The following is a 17,423-nucleotide window of genomic DNA, read 5'->3' as shown; positions in this document are numbered from 1 at the left end:
TTTATATCCTCTCACGTCCTAAAGTATTAGACCAATGATGTCTGATTCTTTCCAAGAGAGGTACCCGTGGCTACACGAACCACACCCGATACACCCAGTGCACCAACGCAGCACAAAACGCCGGTTCCACGAAGTCGAGTTATTCTTGCTTCATTGATTGGAACTACCATCGAGTTCTACGACTTCTACATCTACGCAACCGCTGCTGTAGCAGTCTTCCCCGCTTTATTCTTTATCGGTGTCGATGACACTGCAAAGCTCTTAGCGTCCATGGCAACATTTGGTGCAGCATTCGTAGCACGCCCCATTGGTTCTATTATTTTCGGACATTTTGGTGACCGTATCGGACGCAAGGCCACCCTCGTTGGGGCGTTATTGACCATGGGTATCGCAACGTTCCTTATCGGGTTGCTCCCCACCTACCACCAAATTGGTTTGTGGGCACCAGCAATGCTCACCATTTTGAGATTCACTCAAGGTCTTGGCCTAGGCGGTGAATGGTCTGGTGCTGCTTTGCTTGCTACCGAATATGCAGAAGAAGGCAAACGTGCACGCGCTGCCATGTGGCCACAGTTGGGAGCACCATTCGGGTTTATCTTGGCTAACGGTTTTGTCCTCTTCCTCACCACTCTCATGTCTTTTGATTCCACCGCTGATTCTTCCAATATGTCTCATACTTTCATGATGTGGGGTTGGCGTATTCCTTTCCTAGCCTCTCTCGTGATGGTTTTCATCGGACTCTATGTTCGTTTCAAGCTCGAAGAGACCCCTGTTTTTGCTCAGGCGTTGAAAAAAGATGAACGTGTTAAAGCACCTCTGGTTGAAGCTCTCAAAACTGCATGGTTACCAATGATTCAAGGAACGTTCATCATGATTGCCTGCTACGTTTTGTTCTACCTTATGACGGCGTGGATTCTCTCTTACGGAATCGGCAAGGTTGAAAAGGGCGGGTTAGGCATCTCCTATCATAATTTCCTCATGGTCCAGCTCGTATCCATCATTTTCTTCATTATCTTTATTCCAGTATCAGGATGGTGGGCAGATATTGCTGGGCGTAAACAGCAACAGCTCATCACCACTTTGCTCATGTCTCTTTACGGTTTGACGTTCTCTTTCTTCATCTCCCCCACAACTATCGGAACTGGTGAAAACGCAAACATCGTTTTGTTGACGGCCTACATGTCAGTGGGTATGGCGCTGATGGGTCTATCTTTTGGTTCCATGTCTGCCTACCTTCCGGAGTTGTTCGCAACCCACGTACGTTACACCGGTTCTGGTATTGCGTACAACGCAGCATCTATTCTTGGTGCAGCGCTGACTCCTTTTGTGGCAGTCTATTTGAACTCTATCGGCGGTGTTGGCTACGTGGGTATGTATCTTAGTGGCGCAGCTTTACTTTCTGTGCTCTTCATTGCCCTTACAGGTGAAACAAAGAACCGTGATTTGCATACTATTGGGCGGTAGTATCGTAAACTGCCAGTTATAAAGGTGTGGGGTGTTACCAATCAGTTGGTAACACCCCACACCTTATGTGTTCTCAATCCGTTGAAGGTTAGAGGGCTTTATGAAGTTTTCGAGCAGCTTCTGAGATAGATCCTGTTAGCGAGGGGTATACGGTGAAAGTCTCTGCAAGATCATCAACGTGCAATTTTTTATCGACAGCCAACGCTAGAGGAAAAATTAGTTCAGAGGCACGAGGTCCGACCACGACGCCGCCGAGAACTGTTCCAGAATGTTGGCGTGAGAAAATTTTAATGAAGCCGTCTTTGACCGCCATCATCTTTGCTCGCGGGTTTGTCGAAAGAGACAGCATAATCGTATCTGCACGATATGTTCCTTGAGCAATTTCTTTTTCGGTGATACCAACCGTGGCAATCTCTGGTGAGGTGAAAATATTTGCTGCAACTTGGTGAGTACGCAACGGTTTGACGACGTCACCCATCATATGTGCCATAGCGATTCGCCCTTGCATCGCAGCAACAGAAGCTAACGGGTAAACTCCTGTACAATCGCCTGCCGCGTAGATACTAGAGATGTTAGTACGTGATACTTTGTCGACGATGATATGTCCACTTTGACGGGTTTTAACCCCTGCTTTCTCTAACCCCAAGTCTTCGGTATTAGGGATAGACCCAACGGCGATGAGGCAATGTGTTCCTTGAACTTTTCGTCCGTCTGCTAGAGAGACGATTACTTTTGTTCTGTCCTCTGAATAATTGACGGCTTGCGCTCGTGAACGTGGGATAACTTTGACCCCTCTGCGGTCAAAAACGTTTTCGAGGACTTCTGCTGCGTCTTCGTCCTCTCCAGGTAGTACGCGGTCTCGAGAAGAGATGAGGGTGACATGTGAGCCGAGACGGTTGTAGGCAGAAGCAAATTCCGCGCCGGTGACTCCTGAGCCGACGACAATTAGCTCTTCGGGGAGTTCTTTGAGCGAGTATAGTTGCGTCCAGTTGAGGATGCGTTCTCCGTCTGGTTTTGCTGTTGGCAGTTCTCGCGGGTGGGTTCCAACAGCAAGGAGGATAAACTCTGCTCGTAATTCGTAGCTTAGCCCGTTACTTTCACGGACTTCTACAGTGTATTGGTCTTTAAGTTTTCCTGTGCCTTCAATGATAGTGACGCCAGCACGTTCTAATGAGCGTTTAATATCTGCTGATTGTTGTTGTGCTAGATGTAGGAGTCGTTCGTTGACAGTTTTGAGGTCGACGTAGGGTTTTCCTGTTGTTTTCCCTTCAGAAAAGCAGATTCCGAGGTCTGCTGTTTCGTCAAGGGATGCCATAATATCGGCTGAGGCAATCAGGGTTTTTGAGGGAACGACATCGGTGAGTACGGCGGAGCCGCCAAATCCTTGTCGTTCGATGAGTGTTACCTGCGCGCCGAGGGAGGACGCTACAAGTGCGGCTTCGTACCCGCCGGGGCCTCCGCCGAGAATGATAATAGTGCGTGATGCGTAATCTGTTGTATGAGTCACCCTTCTATTGTGATGGAGAAGATAATTTCGTTCAAACTCTTACGCCTTTTTCGCGCACTTTTCCCACCTTTGAATGCAATTTTGATAGGTTAGCATTGTGATACATGAGAAAAGTACTTTAACGTCGACTCTGCCTACTTCTTCGCCAGAGCACCCTGCACACGTCCTTGCACAACAAAGCGCTACTCGCATCAGTGAGCTGACCGGAGTTGCTCAACATGATATTGCGCTTACCCTTGGTTCTGGTTGGGGTGCAGCTGCTGACCTCATTGGAGAAACAACGCACACTATCTCAGCAGCAGAGCTTCCCGGTTTTCACGCTTCTGGTGTTGCAGGGCATGCTGGAACAATTTCTTCTATTTTGACACCTTCTGGCCAGCGTGCTCTTGTTATCGGCGCTAGAACGCACTATTACGAAGGTCGTGGTGTAGACGCTGTTGTTCATGGCGTACGGTGTGCAGCAGCTGCCGGTGTCAAGACAATGATTCTGACAAATGGTTGTGGCGGTCTCAACCCATCATATTCAGCGGGTATGCCAGTTCTTATCAGCGACCACATTAACGCTACGGCAACCTCTCCCCTATCGGGCGCTCACTTTGTTGATTTAACCGACCTGTATTCTCCTCGTATTCGTGCTATCGCACAAGATATTGATCCGTCCTTACAAGAAGGTGTTTATTATCAAGCGCCCGGCCCTCATTATGAGACCCCTGCAGAGATTCGTATGATGCGCACCATGGGAGCTGACTTGGTAGGTATGTCGACAGCCTTAGAAGCTATTGCTGCTCGCGCTGAAGGCCTAGAAGTCTGCGGTATTTCATTGGTGACGAATATGGCTGCTGGTATCCAAGAAACTGCGTTGAACCATGAAGAAGTGATTCAAGCTGGTATTGATGCCGGGCCTCGTATTTCGCGTTTGCTTGCCGATATCATTGCAAAAATTTAATTCTTATCCACCTGATTCCGTACTCATTTTTCTAAGGATTTTTTAGATGGCTCAGTCCTCTGACGTATTAGTTCAAGCTGAACGTTGGCTTAGCATTGACCCCGATGCTGCAACACGTAAAGAGCTTGAAACACTACTATCACAGGCCCGTGATGGTGATACTCAAGCTACCGCAGATCTTGCTGAGCGGTTTAGTGGCACTTTGCAGTTTGGTACTGCCGGGTTAAGAGCTGCTTTAGGTGCTGGTCCAATGCGTATGAATCGTGTTGTTGTACGCCGTGCTGCAGCTGGTCTTGCCGCATATGTGAGCGGGCGTTCAACTCACGAGAAGTGGTCTGGCATCACCGCTGTTGTTGGCTATGACGCACGTTATAATTCGGATATTTTTGCTGAAGAGACCGCCGCAATTTTTACTGCCGCTGGTATCCGCACACTGCTCATGCCTACGGCGTTACCAACACCGGTGTTGGCGTGGGCTTGCCGTAAGTTTAATGCTGAGGTTGGTGTCATGGTCACCGCTTCTCATAACCCACCTGAAGATAACGGTTATAAGGTATATCTTGGCGGTCAAGCTGTTGCTGAGCACGGCCGTGGCGCACAGATTGTGCCTCCCTATGATGCAGATATTGCTGAAGCAATTGCTCACATCGTTGATGAAGAAATTGTTTTAGCAGAACAAGGTTGGGAAGTTCTCGATCAGAACATCGCCTCAGAGTACGTTGAAACAATCGCTGGCATAGAACCTTCAGAGCCTAGCGATTTACGTATCGTATATACAGCAATGCACGGTGTCGGCGGGCAGACCGTTCTTTCCGTCCTCAACGACGCAGGTTTTAGTGAAGTATTTCCTGTGCAAGAACAATTTGTTCCTGATCCTGATTTCCCAACGGTGTCTTTCCCCAACCCCGAAGAACCAGGCGCTTTAGATTTGGCTTTTGCTTTAGCTCAGCAGAAAGACGCTGATCTTATTATTGCCAATGACCCAGACGCAGACCGTGCAGCTTTCGCGGTGTACGACCCCCACCAAAATGCTTGGCGTCAGCTTCGCGGAGATGAGGTTGGCTCACTTTTGGGTGTGGCGATGGTTGAGAAACTCGCTAAAACACCAGAAGGCACTACGAACGCTACGTTTGCGAACTCGATTGTGTCTTCTCGTCAGCTAAGCGCAATTGCTCAATCTTACGGAGTCCGTCATTATCAGACCCTCACCGGCTTCAAGTGGATTGCTCGCATTGAGGGCCTTAGCTATGGTTATGAGGAAGCTATCGGCTATAGCGTTGCCCCAGAATTAGTCAAAGATAAAGACGGTATCTCAGCAGCACTTGTTGTGGCTCGCTATGCACACCGTCTCAAAGAACAAGGTTCTTCCTTGATTGAGGTTCTTGACCGCATCGCCCAAGAACACGGCGTATACGCTACCGATCAGATTTCAATTCGTGTTGAAGACCTTAGCCGTATCGGCCAGATGATGAGTGCTTTACGCACCACGGCTCCTAGCGCTTTGGGAGATTCTCCCGTGAACGCTCATGCTGACTTAGCAGAAGGGTACGAAGGTCTTCCTCCTACCGACGGTTTATTGTTCTTGAGTGAAGACAATTCACGAGTTATTGTTCGCCCATCGGGTACAGAGCCTAAGCTCAAATGCTATGTTGAGGTTATTGTTCCTGTCTCTGAAGAAGATGGTGCGCTCGTGGTAGCGCGTCAGCAGGCGCAAGAGCGTCTAGAACGTATTGCGCATACGATGAAGATTGCTTTAGGCGTCTAGAATTATTTATTTTTGGGTTTCGCATTGTCCTCTTGCAGTGGTGTGCCCCATATTTTACGGTCATGGAGAATATTTAGATGAATACACCTACCGCTGGTAGCTCAGCAGCTCAGTTAAGTCCTGATGAGCTAGCACAGATGATTGATCACACGATTCTTGCTTCTTCTGCAACAGAAGAACAGGTTCGTTTACTCTGCGCACAAGCTCGTGAATACGGTTTCGCATCAGTATGCGCAAACCCTGTATGGGCTAGCGTCCTCTCCGAGGAGTTAGCCGGTTCCTCGGCGGTTCCTTGCGTTGTGGTTGGATTCCCTCTAGGCGCATCTGCCCCAGAGGTAAAGGCTTTTGAAACGCAGACAGCTGTAGCAGCCGGTGCACGTGAAGTTGATATGGTCATTAATATTGCTCATGCTCTGAGCGGGAATCGTCAGGCTTTAGTCGAGGATATTCATGCTGTGGTTCAGGCAGCTCATGCCGGTGATGCAATTGTTAAGGTCATTATTGAGACGTCTGAGCTCAATGATGAGCAGAAAATCCTTGCGTGTGAAGCTGCCATCGAAGCTGGCGCTGATTTTGTGAAGACTTCCACTGGTTTCTCTTCAGCAGGTGCAACGGTTGAGGACATCGCATTGATGCGACAAACAGTTGGTGCCGAGATGGGAGTTAAAGCCTCTGGCGGTATTCGTACACGTGAGCAGGCTCTTGCCATGATTGATGCCGGTGCTACTCGTATTGGGGCATCTCAAGGTATTGCTATTATTGGTGCGGCAGATGTAGTTGAGAGCTCTTATTAATCTTTAAGAGGTGTAGAAAACTTAGGCACACAATGTGCATAAGTTTTCTACACCATCTATACTGAGGTTTAACTCCTTATACATATCGTTCGCTTCTGCATTGAGAAAGACGTTTTTCTATGTCACACTACCAGCACGACTACCATAAAGAATCTAGTGGACAATCTGGCCCACAGTTCTCTGGTCAAGGGCATCACCTTGAAAATATCAGTATCTTCTTGGTCTTCTTTGTCATCTTTTTGTCCGGCCTATGGTGCTTAAATACGTTCCCTGATGGTGGCTCATTCTGGTTTGCATTAGGAACCCTGATTCTTGGTAGCATCTGGGGTGTTGTTTTCCATGTTTTACCGTCGAAAACGAACACCGCGCAGCGTACTAGTAGCACTGATTTAACCCAGCTCTAATTTTTGTGGAGGAGTCTACAATTGCTCCTCAACAAAGCGGTGGGGTCATAAGAATTTTTCTTATGCCCCCACCGCTTTTTGTTTGAAGTGTTATACCCTGCAGGATATGCCTTATTGTGGATCGATAATGACTTTCAAGAAGTTCTGCACCCACTCAATCAATGGACGGTCACTGAGGTCTTGACCACCAATACGTGCAGTCTTAGGCCGTGGAAGAAGAATCTGGGAATGTGCACTCTCTGGAATCTTCCGGTAGGTCGCTTCAGGGTACATACGTCCTAAGCGCATATGACGAGATTCTGGAAGATCATCGACCGGGTAGAAACGAACTTTTGTTCCCATCACCATAATTTCTTGAACGCCCAAAGAACGAGCATAAATACGCAATGACGCCACCAAAAGAAGATTTTCTACTGGCTCAGGAAGATCACCATAACGGTCTTTAAGTTCTTCTCGGATGTCGTTGAGCTCATCTTCGCTTTCAGCTTGCGCAATTTGCCGATATCCGGCAAGGCGCAAACGCTCAGAAGAAATATATTCGTGAGGGAAATGTGCGTTGACTGGAATATCAACTTTGACTTCAAGGCTCTTTTCTTCTTCACCTTGAGAACGGAATTGAGAAATAGCTTCGCCAACCAAACGAAGATATAAATCGAACCCGACTCCTGCGATATGTCCAGATTGTTCTCCGCCCAGAAGGTTTCCTGCACCTCGAAGTTCGAGATCTTTCATCGCTAGTTGCATACCAGAACCAAGCTCGTTATGTGTAGCCACGGCTTTAAGACGTTCTAGCGCTACCGTTCCAAGGAGCTTTTCTGGAGGATACAAGAAGTAAGCGTATGCTCGTTCGCGTCCTCTACCGACTCGTCCACGTAGCTGGTGTAGCTGAGAGAGCCCATAGTTTTGCGCTTGATCAACGATCAGGGTATTCGCATTGGAGATATCTAGACCGGTTTCGACGATAGTAGTACAAACGAGTACGTCAAATTTTCGTTCCCAGAAATCAACAATAATTTGTTCTAGTCTGCTTTCACTCATACGACCGTGAGCTATAGCGATACGTGCGTCGGGAACAAGTTCTTGTAGTTCTCGTGCCACGGATTCGATAGTAGAAACCCTATTGTGTACGAAGAAAACTTGTCCTTCTCGCATAATTTCACGACGAATAGCTGCCGTGATTTGTTGGTTGGTGCGAGCGCCCACATAGGTAAGAACGGGGTGTCGTTCTTCTGGTGCTGTGGCTAGGGTGGAAGTCTCTCGAATACCGGTAAGTGACATTTCTAGGGTTCGAGGAATCGGCGTTGCTGACATGGCTAAGACGTCAACGTCTGTTCTAAGTTGTTTGAGTTTTTCTTTGTGTTCTACACCGAAACGTTGTTCTTCGTCGATGATGATGAGTCCAAGGTCTTTGAACTCAACGTTTTGTGAAAATAGTCGGTGTGTTCCGATGATGATATCAGCGGTACCTTGCGAAATTTCTTCTAAGGCTTCTTTAGTTTCTTTTGTTTTTTGGAATCGGGAGAGGACACGGATACGTACGGGGAATCCAGAGAATCGTTGTGAGAATGTTTCGTAGTGTTGTTGTGCTAGGAGTGTGGTGGGGACGAGTACTGCCACTTGTTTTCCGTCTTGTACTGCTTTGAATGCTGCACGAACGGCGATTTCTGTTTTTCCGTATCCGACGTCTCCGCAGATGAGACGATCCATAGGGATGTCGCGTTCCATATCTGCTTTGACGTCGTTGATGGCAGAGAGTTGGTCTGGTGTCTCATTGTAGGGGAAGGCTTCTTCGAGTTCACGTTGCCATGGGGTATCGGGGCTGAAGGCATGTCCTTTTGAGGCTTGTCGTGCAGAATATAGTTTGATGAGGTCTGCGGCGATTTCTTTAACAGCTTTTCGTGCGCGACTTTTGGTTTTTGCCCAGTCAGAGCCTCCCATTTTAGATAATGTTGGTGCTTCTGAACCGACGTAGTGAGAGACTTGGTCGAGTTGATCAGCGGGAACGAAGAGTCTGTCTTTGGGGCCTCCCCTCTTGGATGGGGCGTATTCGAGGACAAGGTATTCTTTGGAGGCTTTGTGTTGTGCGTTGTGGGGTGTTCCGGTGATGGGGCGCTGTATCATTTCGATAAATTGCCCAATACCGTGTTGTTCGTGAACGACGTAGTCTCCGGTTTTGAGGGCAAGCGGGTCTACAGCATTTTTTCGGCGTCTGGTGGGTAGTTTAGTGTTTCCGCTACGGGAGATGATGTAGTTGCTTGTTCGTCCGAGAATATCAGCTTCCGTGAGGAAACCAATTTTGGCGTCGTCGAGCATGAATCCTTTCCCTGTTTGGGCGGTGGTTAGCTCAACGATTCCGGGTTCGGGGATGTTTTCTAAGCTGTCGATGCGTGCAGCGGGAATATCAGCTTGGTGGAGTACTTCTATTAGACGGTTCAGAGGCCCGTTACCGGCGGTGACGGCGACGAGACGCCATCCTTCTCGTACTTTTTGTTGAAGTTCTTTGAGGAGTTCTTCAACTTTGCCGGCGTAGGAGTGTGGTTCTCTGGCGTTGAAGGTGACGGAGTCGACGTCGTTTTCGATGGCGTCGTCGATACCTAGTGCGGTCATGGACCACCAGGAGCAGTGGTTTTCGTGTGCGTGTTGGCGCACTTGTTGCAGGCTTTGGAATGATCCTTCGTTAAAATCTTCTCGATATTGTCCAACGTCTAGGGGTGCTTTGTCGGTGTGGTTGTCGTTGGATTCTGCGGCGCTGTCCCATGCTGCGTGGAGAAATTCGTCGTTGGTAGCGACTAGGTCTCTGGCTCGTGTGCGTATTTTTTCTGGTTCGAGGAGGATTGCAATGGAGTGTGCTGGTAGGACTTCTATGAAGGTGGTCATTTTTTCGACGAGCAGTGGGGTGAGCGATTCCATGCCTTCAACGTAGATTCCTCCCGCAATTTTTTCGAGCATGGTTCGTGCACCGGGGAAGTCTTTTTGTAGCTTTGCGGCTTTGCTCATCACCTCGGGGGTGATGAGTAGTTCTCGGCATGGTGGTGCGTAGAGTGTTTGGGGGTGTTCTTTTGAGGTGATGGTTCTTTGGTCTGCGACGGAGAACCATCGGATGTTTTCGATTTCGTCGCCGAAGAATTCTATACGGGCGGGGTGTTCTGCGGTGGGTGAGAAGAGGTCTATCATTCCACCGCGTACGGCGTATTCTCCTCGTTTGGAGACGAGGTCTACGCGTGAGTAGGCAGCATTTTGTAGGGCTTTGATGACGTCGTCGAAGTTTTGTTCTTCTCCGCAGCGGAGGGTAACTGGCTCCATTTTTTCGAGCCCATCGACGATGGGTTGGATGATGGATCGGATGGGGGCAACGATGACTTGAGGTGTTGTTGTCTTAAGTTTTCGTAGGAGGCTGAGTCTCTCTCCGACGGTGTCGCTTCGAGGTGAGAGTCTTTCGTGAGGGAGCGTTTCCCATGCGGGGAAAAGAGCAATCTTTTCTGGCGCGAGGAAGGATTCTAGGGCTAGGCGTGTGTCTTCGGCTTCTCGTTCTGTTGCGGTGATAACGAGGGTGGTTGCTTGAGGAGTTGTTTTTTGGAGGTTGGTTGCGATGTGTGCGATGAGTGGGGGGCGTGCGCCGTCAACGGTACCGATGGCCAGTTCTGAGGTTCGTTTTTCGGGGTTTTGTGCCGCGTATTCTCCGATACGCGCGAAAGTTGGTTCTGTTTCAAGAAGTAGGGTGAGTCCCGTGAGGCTCATTGGAGCTTCTTTCTGCTGTTTAGTGTGGATTTAAGCTGTTTATTATTATCGCATAGGAGGACCGCTGTTGCAGGGGTGATTTTAGGTGTTATTTTTCTCGTAACTGAGCGGTGACGTGCTCAGATATATTTTGTATATGGGGCATGGATAATATTTTTTCTTTGGGTTGTATTACTAATTATTTTTATTGTTATTTTTTATTGTGTATTTATTTTCTTGGTATGACGTGCTTTTTTATTGAAAAGTCTTGTGTTGTGTCTTCCACGGGATATTTTATTCCTACTGGGAGACGCTATGCGCCGTGGTGTTTAGGCAGAATGAGATTTTCTAGGTTACTCATTGGTAATGCTTCCTGTTGTTGAGGTTTTGAGAGCTCAGAGCAGGACGCATGGGCTCCCCTGTTGTTAGAGGGGATTCTTGATGTGTTGCATCGATAAAGGCGTGGTTTCTAAGGCGTTTTAGCTGTTCTTGAGCTGTTGAAATAGACTGCCGGCTCTTCTTCTTACTATTGAGGTGAGGTCTCCGAGGGGTTTTATGGGGATCTTTATCGAGGGACTTACGTAAGACACGATTCGTATTTTTTGTTTGGTAAAAACCTACCTTTTAGCTATTATCTTCCTCACGAAAAAATATCCAACACCTATACCCTTGAGCGTCTTTTTATTTCATATTAGCCACATAGTGTCTACTATATATTGTTCATTTTTGAACACTGGTGATATTTTTGAACTACGTAAAGGATTTTTCAACCTTTACACATTGCACAGGTACATTTATGGGTACAAAATAATTCCAATTTTTCCCGAGTTCACTCTATAGAATAAAAAAAGTTTGCAGACCCCTCAGCAAACACTCGCATCACTCGCAAAAAACCACGCCACTTAGTGCACGCACTAAGAAAACCTATGCTGTCTACCCTTTTAGAGGCTTTAATGCATCGAGCACATAAAACACCTCTGCCTAGACTAATATCTAAGCAGCTTATGGGAGCGTCACTCGTTCCCCTCCTTCTACTCACCGGATGCTCTAGTGAACAGCCAGACTCAAAAAGCGAGTCATCATCACAAAAGCAACACGAGACGTCAACAGACAGCTCTGCTGCTGCATCCACATCTCAGAATCCCACAACTCTAGCTCACCAAGACGCCTCAGCACGTTCAACACAACAGCCGGCGAGTACAGAGCAAAAACATAAGGAGCCTGAGCAAAAGCTAGAAGAAAACTATGCTGGAGCAGAGTCACTTCAGAACTCTAAAGAAGTGCAACCTTCAGAAGAACACGTTGCCGAGACAGAAAAGCTCTACACCTCCTACCAAAACGTGCTCTCAAACATTGGGACAGTCGCACCAACTGAACCAGCAGAAGAAGATTCTGCACGAAGCGGAGAAGACAGCGCACCAGCAACAACAGTAACTCTCGACCAAGCCACTGAAGAGAAAATTACCTCTGTTGCAACAGGAAGCGCCGCTGAAAGCTTTATTGCCGCAGCCGAAGAGTTCGCAAATAATCAATGGACTCAAGAAGGCACAGCAAAGGTCGTCGGCACTCCCAAAATAGCTGACGGTACATACAACGACCAGCCAGCAAAAATACTTCAGGTATGCCTTGACTCCTCACAAGTTAAGGTCAAAAACGCTGCAGGTGACGTCATTAACAACACCTCAGCACCTGAACGATCACTCAACATTTTCACTTTGATACAAGATAACGGTCAGTGGAAAATCGCATCTCACGATTTCCCTAACAACCCAGATTGCTAAAGGCTATGAAGAAGAAAACACTATCCCAAGCACTTTTAGCTTCTGTCGCAACCGTAGCTCTTGGGCTATCGTTCTTACCTACCACCTCGGCACAGGCGGAGAACACTAAAGATGGCTCATCCAGCGACAAGGCAGCAGCATCGTGCTACGAAATCAAACAAAATAACTCCCGTTCACGTTCCGGAACATACTGGCTTTATACCCCAGAGATGGATGCTCCAGAACAGTTCTACTGCGACCAAGAAACCAATGGTGGCGGATGGGTCCTCATCGGGCGAGGACGTGAAGGATGGACAGAGCAATACGCTGGACAAGGAGACCCCCAACAGCTAGCGACAAACCCTGACGGCACTGACGCCTTCTCCCCCGTTCAGCTTCCCTCACTCACCATTGACGCACTGCTTAACGGACAGGCCCCTAGTGACCTCTCAGATGGCGTACGATTCCGTCGTAGCACCAACACTGAAGGAACCAAATGGCAGGAGCTTACTGCTCAACGAGCTCAAGCTAAAAACTGGACTTGGGCGCTCCAAGCAACCGCAAACTGGGAAAATATCAAATTTGATAACCCCTCTTGGACCGATTGGAACCGGTTCTACTATCACTCTCTAGGACGTATCGGAACTTTTAACACCCGATACAATGTCCTTCGTTTCAGCACCTCTAAAGACTTCAACTGGAAACTCGGATTCCAGTTTGGTCCTCGCGTGTATGGAAACACCAGCCCTAACTCCTACCTATGGTCACCCAATGGGTCCTACGCAGTACCATTCACTCAGGTTTATCTCCGCCCGAAGCTCACCCAAGCTGATTTGAACCTTCCATCTATTCCTGATACTGGTGCAGCAGCTTCTGAGAAGAGAGAGCTACCTAATAGCTACTCCTCTGCCATGAAGTGGCGCACTTCAGAAGCAACTGGTACCGGTAATGACTCCGAGATGAACACTTATGTTCAGGCCATCACACAGGTCGGTGACACTGTATTCACTGGTGGCGACTTCAAAAATGTTGTCAGTGCGCGTGGCGAGACAGTCAACCAGCCCTTCATCGCCGGTTACAACGTTAAAACTGCTGAACTAGTACGTTCCTTCGTACCTAAGCTCAACGGTCAGGTTAAAGCTCTTGAGGCTTTACCTAACGGCACCTTAGCTGTTGGCGGAGAGTTCACTGAAGTAAACGGAGAAAAAGTTGACGGTTTTGTCATTCTCAACCCCGTTACTGGCAAAATTGATCGCACCTACGACTGGCATATTCAAAACCGCCTGTCCTCCGGCGTAACCACCGTCAAAACTATTCAAGCAAAGAATGGTTACCTCTACATCGGCGGTATCTTTACCCATGTTAAGGGCTCTGGTTCTTCTGCTTATGCTTACTCACGTAGTGCTGCACGTTTCAATCTCGAGACTGGTGCAGTTGATTGGAAGTGGCGCCCCAACTTTAACGGCACTGTTAACGGTATTAGCGCTGCTGACGATAACTCTGCAGTCTACGCAGCAGGTTACTTCTCAACCCTCGGTTCAGAACGTACCTGGAAACTTGCAGCTATTGATTACGTCAACGGTACCCGTAAACAAGACTGGAACTGGCGTCTGTCCTACACTAAAGGAAGCCGTAAAAATGCAGGTTTCCAATTCGATGTGCAGGACGCCAATGACTCAGTATGGGCCGGTGGCGCAGAACATCTTGTTTCACAATATAACAAGAGCGATTTATCGCGTCGCACTGCTGCTATCACCAAATCAGGTGGTGATTTCCAAGACCTTTACAAGAGTGGCAACGTCATCTATGCATCATGCCACTGTGGAGACTGGATTTATGAAGGCGCACAGACTCATGACAGCCCATGGGATGAGTCAAAGAACATCCACATGCAGCGTCTTGTTAACGCTTTTGACGCAAACACAGGAGCTGTCCTTCCTGAATTCAACCCCATCATTAGCGGTGCTAGCGGATACGGCATCTGGGAATCTTTTGTAGACTCCACAGGCGTTCTGTGGGTCGGAGGCGACATCAACCGAAGCGCAGGTGCTTCCGGCGTTCAGCAAACTGTTGGTTTCGCTCGCTACGCACCCCGTGATGTAACTCCTCCAGCAACCCCAGCAAACCTCTCTGTTACCACCCGCAACGGTCAAGATATCCTCACCTGGGATAGCAAGACTAACGGAAAAACCACGTACCAGATTCTTCGCGATGACCGAGTGATCGCAACTGTTGGTCTCGGCGTTACTACCTACGAAGTAGAACATGCTGATAACGCTCGCTACTTCGTGCGTTCTGTTGACGCAGCTGGAAACTATTCAGCCTCAACCCCAGTTGCACTTGCAGGACTCGGCAATGGCGCGGTTGACCCTGAGAAGCCAGAGCCAGTTGACCCTGAGAAGCCAGAGCCAGTTGACCCTGAGAAGCCAGAGCCAGTTGACCCTGAGAAGCCAGAGCCAGTTGACCCTGAGAAGCCAGAGCCTGTAGACCCTGAGAAGCCAGAGCCTGTAGACCCTGTTGCTCCTGTGACAGATAAGGTTCTTATCAACCGTGGCGAACGCTGGAACGTTCTTCTTGACCCTGTCTGGGCAAATAACTCGTGGCGTGATATCGACACTGACGTTACCGGATGGTACAACGCTACAGCGCCGATGGGTTGGAACAGTGCTCAGCTCAGAACTGAACTCAACTCAAATATCTTCAAACAGCCAACCTCCATGTACACCCGCAAAGAAATTCAGATTGAGAACCCCTCGGATTACGTCTCCTTGGAACTCAATATGCGCTTGGATGACGGAGCTATCGTGTACGTCAACGGTAAAGAGGTTAAACGTTACAATATGCCTTCTGGTTACGTTGACGCTTTGACCCGAGCTACTGCAGCTCCTGCTGACTGGGCTGCAATCAATAACCCAGTCATTATTCAGATTCCTGCATCTGACCTTCTTGAAGGTAAGAATGTTATTGCTGTAGAAACTCACGGCTTTACCAATTGGTGGGCACGAGTCTCCTTCGACCTCTCAGCAACTTTGCGTGTAGGTTAATCGTGGCTCTCTGTTGAGCTTAGCTCTCAACTCATGCGAACTGGGGTGTGTTCTTTGAACATTCAAAGAACACACCCCAGTTTTCTCAGCTTTAATACACCTCACAACAAGACCAAATATTTCGTGATAATTCATCACCTAAATGATGTTTTCTCGGTACACATTGCCCCACAAACGTTGTTTTAGCTTGGTTTTTCACAGTATTCTCAAGATTTTGAGGATACTATCTAGTGTCACCGAATACTTCTGCTCTAGCAGATGTAGCCGAACTTTTCTCCGCATACACCACGCATTCCGAACAACGGTTTGCACTGACTTGATGGGCGTTTTTCGTTTTGACTACTCAACACACAGCATCTTCTCCACAAGGTTTCCGTGAGACTCTTGCAGCGTTAGAATCTGCCCAAAAACCTGGTCACGGAGTCCCCGCTTATACTCGTTGGGTCAACCGCCGCCTTGCACGATATTTTGCAGCTGCAGCTGTCAAATATGGAATCAGCCCCAACCAAGTCACCGCAATTAGCGCTTTCTGGTCCTTCACAGGAATAATCCTCATAATTTTCGCTCCCCCCACCTTCGGAACGGCGTTAAGCATCAGTATCCTTTTCGCTCTCGGATACGCCCTCGATTCGGCAGACGGACAAGTTGCACGAGTCACCGGAGCATCCTCCCCCGCCGGAGAATGGCTAGATCATGTTGTTGATTCCATCCGAGTACCAGCTGTTCACCTTGCCGTTCTTATTTCATTCATCCGCTGGCAAGATGACTGGCCGGTACAGGGCTGGTCTTTGTGGTGGATTCCTATCGCGTTTACGCTACAGACTGTTGGGCATTTTATGAGCCAAATCCTTGCCGAACAGCTACGTAACAACCGTAAAACAGCAGCACCTCCTGCCGGTGGCGCACTCAGGTCGTTCATTAACTTACATATGGATGCAGGCACACTCTGCTGGATTTTCATCTTCTGGGGTTGGGCGCCAGCATTTATCGCTGTTTACGCACTCCTTTTCTGCGCAAGCCTTGCCACTACCGCGCTTTCTATGAAACGTAAATTCCAGTCTCTCAACACACCAGCTGAAGTATAGAAGAGGTCTGAGCATGTCATTTCCAACTATCTCTGCAGTTATCGCGACTATCGGTTCACGTCCTGAGCTTCTTCGCACCGCAGTACGTTCTATTATGGAGCAAGATTATCCAGGAGATATCGAAGTCATCGTCGTCTTTGACCATGTAGAAATCGACACGCTCAGCGATATTCAGGTTCCTCAAAACCGAACCCTCAAGACCATTCCTAACGAACGTCCACAAGGATTAGCTGGCGGTCGTAACAGCGGAATCTTAGCTGCCTCTGGAGAACTCATTGGGTTCTGCGATGATGATGATTACTGGTATAAGAACAAAATATCCCGTCAAGTTCAACTATGGGCAGAGCACCCTCAAGCTATTGCTATCTCTAGTGGCATCACTATTCGTACCGCTGGTGAAGATGTACAACGATTAGCTCCGCAACGAGCAACATTTACAGATTTCTTGCAATCGCGTATCACGGAAATTCATCCCTCAGCCATGCTCTACCGTAAAGAAGACCTTAACGGCGGAAAAATCGGCCTTGTCGATGAACAGCTTCCTAGCGCCTACGGCGAAGACTACGATTTATTGTTGAGAGCCACCCAACATGCCGATATTTTAAGCGTGCAAGACCCTCTTATTCTTGTCTTATGGGACAGGCCTTCATTCTTTGCCGGAAAATGGCAATCTATGGTAAACGGTCTCACCTATCTTCTACAAAAATTCCCTGAATTTGAACAACAGCCTCGAGGACTTGCACGCATTAGTGGTCAGGTAGCTTTTGCGTATGCTGCGTTAGGAAATTCTCAACAGGCACGGCGCTGGGCAAAAGCGACACTTTCACGTGACATCACCCAGCTTCGAGCATGGGCCGCATACATCGTTTCCACCGGTCTAGTGAAACCACAAGTTCTTCTAGACCTTGTCCAAAAAACTGGTCGGGGGCTATAAAGC

Annotated in this window: 11 protein-coding genes; 9 read left to right on the top strand and 2 right to left on the bottom strand. The window is 48.3% G+C overall.

Annotation, left to right across the window (positions count from 1 at the left end):
• The first annotated feature begins 66 nt into the window (after positions 1-66).
• Positions 67-1,464, top strand: a complete 1,398-nt coding sequence (locus tag ACN083_RS06940; protein ID WP_419102106.1) for an MFS transporter — start codon at positions 67-69, stop codon at positions 1,462-1,464.
• An 88-nt stretch (positions 1,465-1,552) separates the two neighbouring features.
• Here the strand turns inward: ACN083_RS06940 and ACN083_RS06935 are convergent, their stop codons facing one another.
• Positions 1,553-2,971 (bottom strand): NAD(P)H-quinone dehydrogenase, encoded by a 1,419-nt coding sequence (locus tag ACN083_RS06935; protein WP_419102105.1) that lies wholly within the window; start codon positions 2,969-2,971, stop codon positions 1,553-1,555.
• A 130-nt stretch (positions 2,972-3,101) separates the two neighbouring features.
• Between ACN083_RS06935 and ACN083_RS06930 the strand changes: the two genes are divergently transcribed.
• The 4 genes from ACN083_RS06930 to ACN083_RS06915 all read left to right on the top strand — a co-directional run bounded on the left by ACN083_RS06930 (position 3,102) and on the right by ACN083_RS06915 (position 6,880).
• Entirely contained in the window at positions 3,102-3,917 is an 816-nt protein-coding gene (locus ACN083_RS06930) for a purine-nucleoside phosphorylase (protein WP_419102226.1), read from the top strand.
• 46 nt (positions 3,918-3,963) lie between these two features.
• Positions 3,964-5,682, top strand: a complete 1,719-nt coding sequence (locus tag ACN083_RS06925; protein ID WP_419102104.1) for a phospho-sugar mutase — start codon at positions 3,964-3,966, stop codon at positions 5,680-5,682.
• A gap of 77 nt (positions 5,683-5,759) precedes the next feature.
• Positions 5,760-6,476, top strand: a complete 717-nt coding sequence (deoC, locus tag ACN083_RS06920) for a deoxyribose-phosphate aldolase (RefSeq protein ID WP_419102103.1) — start codon at positions 5,760-5,762, stop codon at positions 6,474-6,476.
• A gap of 119 nt (positions 6,477-6,595) precedes the next feature.
• On the top strand, positions 6,596-6,880 hold the full coding sequence (locus tag ACN083_RS06915) for a hypothetical protein (protein WP_419102102.1): 285 nt from the start codon (positions 6,596-6,598) through the stop codon (positions 6,878-6,880).
• Between the two features lie 111 nt (positions 6,881-6,991).
• Here the strand turns inward: ACN083_RS06915 and mfd are convergent, their stop codons facing one another.
• The gene (mfd, locus tag ACN083_RS06910) at positions 6,992-10,618 is read right to left on the bottom strand and encodes a transcription-repair coupling factor (protein ID WP_419102101.1); all 3,627 of its coding nucleotides are present in this window, start codon (positions 10,616-10,618) and stop codon (positions 6,992-6,994) included.
• A gap of 983 nt (positions 10,619-11,601) precedes the next feature.
• Between mfd and ACN083_RS06905 the strand changes: the two genes are divergently transcribed.
• The 4 genes from ACN083_RS06905 to ACN083_RS06890 all read left to right on the top strand — a co-directional run bounded on the left by ACN083_RS06905 (position 11,602) and on the right by ACN083_RS06890 (position 17,420).
• Positions 11,602-12,378 (top strand): hypothetical protein, encoded by a 777-nt coding sequence (locus ACN083_RS06905; protein WP_419102100.1) that lies wholly within the window; start codon positions 11,602-11,604, stop codon positions 12,376-12,378.
• A 5-nt stretch (positions 12,379-12,383) separates the two neighbouring features.
• Positions 12,384-15,401, top strand: coding sequence for a fibrinogen-like YCDxxxxGGGW domain-containing protein (locus ACN083_RS06900; RefSeq protein WP_419102099.1), 3,018 nt, complete (start codon positions 12,384-12,386; stop codon positions 15,399-15,401).
• A 335-nt stretch (positions 15,402-15,736) separates the two neighbouring features.
• Positions 15,737-16,486, top strand: a complete 750-nt coding sequence (locus ACN083_RS06895) for a CDP-alcohol phosphatidyltransferase family protein (protein ID WP_419102098.1) — start codon at positions 15,737-15,739, stop codon at positions 16,484-16,486.
• A gap of 13 nt (positions 16,487-16,499) precedes the next feature.
• On the top strand, positions 16,500-17,420 hold the full coding sequence (locus tag ACN083_RS06890; RefSeq protein WP_419102097.1) for a glycosyltransferase family 2 protein: 921 nt from the start codon (positions 16,500-16,502) through the stop codon (positions 17,418-17,420).
• The last annotated feature ends 3 nt before the right edge of the window (positions 17,421-17,423 follow it).

Source organism: Rothia sp. CCM 9418 (genome assembly GCF_048512825.1).
Taxonomy (GTDB): domain Bacteria; phylum Actinomycetota; class Actinomycetes; order Actinomycetales; family Micrococcaceae; genus Rothia.
The sequence above is the reverse complement of the archived record's forward strand: the minus strand, read 5'-3'. Positions and strand labels throughout refer to the sequence as shown.